The sequence below is a fragment of the Pseudomonas avellanae BPIC 631 genome (assembly GCF_000444135.1).
Lineage (GTDB): Bacteria > Pseudomonadota > Gammaproteobacteria > Pseudomonadales > Pseudomonadaceae > Aquipseudomonas > Aquipseudomonas avellanae.
In genome coordinates, this window is the sequence record NZ_ATDK01000598.1 from 1 (window position 1) to 4,609 (window position 4,609).

4 protein-coding genes are annotated in these 4,609 nt (G+C 51.6%); 1 reads left to right on the top strand and 3 read right to left on the bottom strand.

The genetic code is table 11. From position 1 onward, the window contains the following. Positions 1 to 5 precede the first annotated feature (5 nt). Complete coding sequence (locus DW49_RS0127795) at positions 6 to 575, top strand: hypothetical protein (protein ID WP_029774779.1); 570 nt, start codon at positions 6 to 8, stop codon at positions 573 to 575. 5 nt (positions 576 to 580) lie between these two features. Here the strand turns inward: DW49_RS0127795 and DW49_RS0127800 are convergent, their stop codons facing one another. Genes DW49_RS0127800 through mobA form a run of 3 tightly spaced genes read right to left on the bottom strand, consistent with a single transcriptional unit; the run spans position 581 to position 3,703 of the window. Further along, complete coding sequence (locus DW49_RS0127800; RefSeq protein WP_005768891.1) at positions 581 to 958, bottom strand: hypothetical protein; 378 nt, start codon at positions 956 to 958, stop codon at positions 581 to 583. Positions 959 to 968: 10 nt separating this feature from the next. Beyond that, positions 969 to 3,386, bottom strand: coding sequence for a TraI/MobA(P) family conjugative relaxase (gene traI, locus DW49_RS0127805; protein ID WP_005615156.1), 2,418 nt, complete (start codon positions 3,384 to 3,386; stop codon positions 969 to 971). Positions 3,387 to 3,388: 2 nt separating this feature from the next. After that, positions 3,389 to 3,703, bottom strand: coding sequence for a plasmid mobilization protein MobA (gene mobA, locus DW49_RS0127810; RefSeq protein WP_024421555.1), 315 nt, complete (start codon positions 3,701 to 3,703; stop codon positions 3,389 to 3,391). Between the last annotated feature and the right edge of the window lie 906 nt (positions 3,704 to 4,609).

Genomic DNA, 4,609 nt, shown 5'->3' on the forward strand with positions numbered 1-4,609 from the left:
ACAAGTTGATCGGAGCATCCAAAACATTAGGTATCCAGTACATTGGCAACCCCGTAGCTTGCGTACGCCTTCTCGATGAAACGACTGAGAGCGGCAACCAAAAGCAAAGCTATGTCTGCACGATCAGCCGATGGGATACCAAGCTGCCAGAACACGCAGTCCAGTTGCTTACAAAGGTTGAAGTCGAGGAGTGGAAGGCATGGAAGGCAGCCCATGATGCTGCGTTCAGACGTAAGCAGCTCGAAGCATCACTGGATGCCTTACCTCTTACGTTGAGGTATGCAGCTACCGCCTTGACTGAGGAAGCGTGTACCGTCGATGAGGCACAGAAAACCGCTATTTGGTTGGCTCTGGACGCATTCAATCGTGCCATGGTGAAAGCTGGAATAGATCGTCCTACAAGGGGGCGCGGTCGGCCATCTTCGACAAAATTGGCTTCCCCAGAAATAGGAATGCCCATAATGCCGAACCTAGAACAACTTGGCTCCCCGCTTGAGTGTGCCTATCGGGGGATAGTGGAACGCTACAAAGCGTTACAGGCACGCTGCGTCGCCGAAAAATCAGATACTGATTAGATGCCTTAAAATTTTTTACCTAAGACAGCAAGCCGCTCTTTCATCAATTGGCCGTCACGCCGCATTTCTGCACGCAGGTCGTCCAGCTCCTCTGGGGTGAGCGAATAATACAGCGACCTCGTGGGTGGTTCTTCAGTTGTGCGCTGCCCATCGACCCCGTCCGGGTCGAACTGCTCTCTATCGAATGTCATACCGCATACCTCTACATATTCAAAATTCGCATGGCACTCACGCCCCCAAGGATCATGCACCCACAAGTCACCAAAACCGTCCCGAATGACGTAATACGCGCCGGGGTCGTTACGCACCATGAGCGGCAAAACATCGTCGAACTCTTGCGTTTCCGGGTTGAACCGCCACACGTACTTCATTCTATCGAGCATGATCCCACCCTCACATATCCAAATCCGGCGAGTCCCGGTTCAATGAGTTCTGACGCTCACGCTCTTGCTCTTCCTGACGCTGCTGCAACCGCTGAGCTTCGGTCTGCCGTGCTGCTCGCTGATCGTCCTGATTCGGTGCTGCTGGCTCACTATCAACGTGCGTATTCATCAACGTTTGCATCGCATAATCGCACTTTTTTGTCCAAGCACTTACTGATGAATCATGCGTTTTTAACGCCTGACTCCACGCATCATCTCTAAACTTAATAGCGTCGGGATGATGGCTGTTTAAGTGATCGCACCGAGCCTCGGATGGGCGCTCTACGTTCTTGCCAAAATCATTGTCCCACTGCATGGCCTTGCCCTTCGCCATGTGTCGGCCAATGAAGCCGCCCGCCTTCTCCGGGTCTGGCCGCTTACCCCACAACTCCCGGTGTGTACGATTCAATCTAGACCGATACTGAGCCACATCAGCCTCGACAGCATCCATCTCAACATAATCACGGACTGGCCGAACCGGTGCCGGTGCTGATAGCGCCTGCTGCGCCTCATCTCGCGTCATAGCAGCCTGCCGGGGCGCTTTCTTGGCCTCGTGTTGCGCACGGATAACATCGACCTGCTGTTGATCCTCTATGAAGCGCTGACGCTTCTGGTCAATGTCGGCCTTGATGGCATCTTTGCGTTGCTGTTCAAGCTCAGGATCAGCAAACCGCACATCCAGCCGTCGCTCAACCGCGGTCGCAAGCACCCTTTCCCTGAATTCCTGCCCGCCGTGCACCGCTACAGCGCCGAATTTCTCCTTCGCCAGCAGCAACCCCATCTCGATGCTATCCGCATCGTTGCGGCTGTCCTGGTTGAAAGTGATGCGCTGTCCTTCATCCCGGAACGCCAACCGATCATTGACCGAATAGTTAACAGCACCAGTCGACCGATCAACAGTCCACGTAACACGCTCAGAAAGCCTTACAGGCCGTGCTGGGTCAAGATCGCTATCCGAAGTAGCCGCAAAATATGGCCGCTGTACGTCTGCAATATCTGGCTTTTCCTGCCGTTTGCTTTTGCGTTTATCTGCGTAGGCAAATCCCCGAAGCTGCGCTATGGCCGCCGGGTCGCCAGCCTCTGCACGATCTGTCACCCAGTCCCGATAAGAGGGGCATTTCTCTTTTCTGAAACCGGTATTTTCGGCCTTAATTAAAGCCTTTAATTCGTCTCGTTTGGCCGCAACCGTAAACGCTGCCACAGATGTAAGTGCTTTACGCTGATTGCCATATACCCCGCTTCTTCGGATCGCTTCCCTCGTTGCCTTATACTGATCTGTGAGCGACTTAAGACGTAGCTTGTGGCTATTGGCTAGTTCAGCTTTAGCCGGGGCTTTCGTGACCTTCCACTCATCAACAAACCCGTCATACTTACCACGCAGCTCTGCGCGTTCTTTGGCTCGCTTCTCACGGTTTTCTGTTCGCTTAGCTGGATCACGCAACGGACGATGCTTGCTGTAGGTCTGCTTCTCTGCCGCGCCCCGATCAAAGTACCGGGTTTGAAATTGTTCATACGGGCCAAGCTGCTTTATAAGTTTGCCGCCGCCAAGCTCCATAGCGGACGCCTTGATACAGATTCTTGGGTCTGCAGCGCTATGCACTCGGAACGCATTCATCTTGTCACTTGTAGGCCGAAGCTCCAAACCATGCTTAGCCAAAACACGATGTAGGGACTGCCAAGAAGAATCAAGCTTTTGTAACACTGCTTTAGCGTCATTTTTCGGCTCAGCCTGCGCATATGAGTAAAGCGACTCATTACCCGTATGCTGCTCCATATCTTTGACCTTAGTAGGACGGCGTGTGCGCTTCTCTGCCTGCTCCTTACGGTACTCTTTTGCCGAACTCTTAGCCCAATCTACAACCTTGTTTCCGTCCCTTTCATGAACAGAAAACGGTCCGTTATCATGCTTCCATCCTTGGCTAAGCTCAATCTCCCTCATTGTTCTGTCGAGCTTGTAAAAGTCCCGGTCTGGGTAAACAGCCTTGTAGGTTTCAGGATTCACACGATTGACCATTAAATGTACATGATGATTATCGGTATCACGATGTACAGCGGCAACGAACTGGTGGTCCTGCATGCCTATCGCCACCATTGCCACTTGGCATGCCTCGAACGCTTGCCTATCTGTAGGCTTCTCGTCCTTCTGCCAAGAGATAACCGCGTGGTAGACCGGATCTTTAACCCGACCATTCATGTCCGCAACAGCCAGCATTTCACGCCAAGCAGTGTCACGGTCTAAACAGTTCGTCTCGACTGACAGCCTGTGACGCAACCGTCCCGTAATCTCGCCGGTATCCGAGTCGATAACGTCGCGCTCCTCAATGTACTTTTGCAGACTTTTAAAGCTGCTCTTTCCATCGTTGCGCTTGTCGGGCACCTTCGCCAGCATTTTTAACCCTCGATCCTCTGAATCGCGCGTTTTATATTGACCAAAATTTCGCCATACTCTTTGGAGACAAGTCCACCGTTTGTATGCCCTCCGCCCTCAGTAAACAGATGCTTTTGTAGCCCTCCAAGACGACGTAGTTCGTTTATTATCTGGCTGTCTATAGTCGAACGTGTTTTGCGTTTCAATGCTGCGCAACGCAGGAATTCCGAAATGCTTACTCCGCTATCAATGGCCTTTTCTTTGATCTTGTCTGCCTCTTCCGGCAAACAGCGTAACTTGAGGTTTACTATGCGCTTACGGTTCTCACTTGATGACATAAACACCCCCTAGACAACACACGATCATGCTATTAACTGGCCGCATTGCGGCGGGGTCTCGGGGCGAAGCCCTGAGCAGGGGAAAAGGTTAGGACCGCAGAACGAGCGGAGCGAGTGGAGCGGGCCGGTGGCCTAACGACGCGAAGCGGCGGTGGGACAAACCCTACCCTGTCCTCAGTTTTAAACCTAATGCCCAGTACCTACCATGTCAATATGGGCACCAATTTAAAAAGTTACACAATAGCGCCACAATGTAACCACACTGCCGCAACAGCAATGTGGTGATCCCCGCAACTTGCTCACCAAATTAAAACCGAATCACCACACTGCTACCATATTGTTGCCACATTACAGCCACACTTCTACCACACTACAGTCACACTTCTACCACACTACAGCCACACTCCTACCAAACTATTACCACAGTTGAGCCACAGTTAAATAAAGGAGTGGGAGCCCGATTATTTGCAGGATCGAAAACAAAAACCGACGAGCTGTCAGAAAAGAAGCTGTATAAGCTTGTCATGAGGAGGCTGAAGTGTTTCGAGATATGGACGTTAGGCTATCAGGATCTGCCGCGAGAGCAATGAGTTCGCCTATAGAAGGCGTAAATCCTTGATGGCTACCGACAAGTCCGACCTCAAACCTTGAAGTATTAAAAACCACCTAAACCTATATAACTAGGCTTTTCTCTCCGTAAATCATTGCAGTATCGGTAAGGCCCGCAAATGAATCAGCTCGAATAGGCCCTACCGAAAACAACTGACTCAATCAGGCATCAGGCATGGTTGGGATATCAGGGGCGGCGGCAAAAACTGAGCGCAACACCTGACCAATCCGGTACGGTGAACCTATGTCATATCATGAACTCAGCATTGAAGAACGCATCACGATCCAGTTTGGCCA

Bases quoted from the DNA above. Each gene is read 5' to 3' on its own strand.
- mobA (WP_024421555.1), bottom strand. From the start codon at position 3,703: ATGTCATCAAGTGAGAACCGTAAGCGCATAGTAAACCTCAAGTTACGC.
- DW49_RS0127800 (WP_005768891.1), bottom strand. From the start codon at position 958: ATGCTCGATAGAATGAAGTACGTGTGGCGGTTCAACCCGGAAACGCAA.
- traI (WP_005615156.1), bottom strand. From the start codon at position 3,386: ATGCTGGCGAAGGTGCCCGACAAGCGCAACGATGGAAAGAGCAGCTTT.